Raw genomic sequence first — 1,084 nt, forward strand, 5'->3', positions numbered from 1 at the left:
CGCCCGTAGCGGCCTGCTGTGCCGCAGGCTCTCGCTGGTGCCGCACGCCAAGGTGCAGAGCGTACGGCTCACCCAGGGACCCTGGAAGCGCCGCTGGAAGCTCGCCGACGTCCACGTGGACACCGGTGCCGACAAGACCGTCACGGCCCGGCTGCGCGACGCCGGGGAGGCCGCGCGGCTCCTCGCCGAGCAGGCGGAGAGGTCCCGCACGGGCCGCAGGGACGCCCCGCCGGACCGCTGGATGACGGCGCGCTGACACGGCTCGGGCCCGGCTCCCCCAGGGGAGACCGGGCCCTTCGCGGTGCTGTCGCCGGTGGCTCAGGAGGCCGCGGTGCGCAGCCCCTGGACGTCGATCTGCTCGGTCTCGTCGTGCGCCGTCAGGTCGATGATCTGACCGACACCCCGGGACCGCTCGTCGGCGGGCTTGAACCCGGCCTCCGACTCGGCCTTGTGCACGGCGAGCGCCTCGGGGCCCACGACGTCGGCCAGGTCCTCGTTCTGCACGGAGTCCAGCGCGGCCTTCGGGGTGCCCTTCTGCGTACCGAAGAAGTCGAACCCGCCCTCGGTCACCGGCCGCCGCACGGGCGCGGCCGGCACGACGGCCACGGCGGGCGGCACACCCGGGTTCCCGGCGGGAGCGGGCAAGGCACCGGAGGCGGGAGCCGGGATCCCAGCGGCGGGACCGCTGGTCGCGGAGGGCGACCCGGCAGCGGAAACGGGAGCAGAGCCAGGCACAGAACCGGCAGCGGAAGCGGCAGCGGGCGCAGCCCCAGCCGCGGACCCGGCATCCGGAGCGGAAGCGGATCCCGCGGCCGGAGCGGGCCCGGCAGTGCCCTCGTCCCCGGCGGAACCTTCCTGCCCGGGAACCCCCGCCGGACCGGCCACCGGCGCCGCAGCATCAGGCGCCCCGGTCCCGGGTTCACCCGCACCGGGCGCCCCCGTCGAGGATTCCGCCGTCCCGGCCTCGGCCGCCCCCGGCTCGTCCCCCTCGGGAGCGCTCTCCGTCGCCGTGTCGCGCTTGCCCTCCGGGCCGCCCGAGAGCTCGCCCGGGGTCTGCTGCTCGAAGCGGGCCAGCGCCGTCAGG

At 76.9% G+C, this 1,084-nt stretch carries 2 protein-coding genes; one reads left to right on the top strand and one right to left on the bottom strand.

Annotated features, from left to right (window positions below; all coding sequences use genetic code 11):
* Positions 1–256: PH domain-containing protein (locus tag H5J33_RS36175; RefSeq protein ID WP_181798898.1), on the top strand; the 256-nt coding region annotated here is incomplete at its 5' end.
* Between the two features lie 62 nt (positions 257–318).
* On the opposite strand, the gene H5J33_RS36180 is transcribed toward H5J33_RS36175, so the two are convergent.
* Positions 319–618, bottom strand: coding sequence for a hypothetical protein (locus H5J33_RS36180; protein ID WP_258565647.1), 300 nt, complete (start codon positions 616–618; stop codon positions 319–321).
* Between the last annotated feature and the right edge of the window lie 466 nt (positions 619–1,084).

Origin of the sequence: Streptomyces sp. WELS2 (genome assembly GCF_013870595.1) — a bacterium.
Classification (GTDB): domain Bacteria; phylum Actinomycetota; class Actinomycetes; order Streptomycetales; family Streptomycetaceae; genus Streptomyces.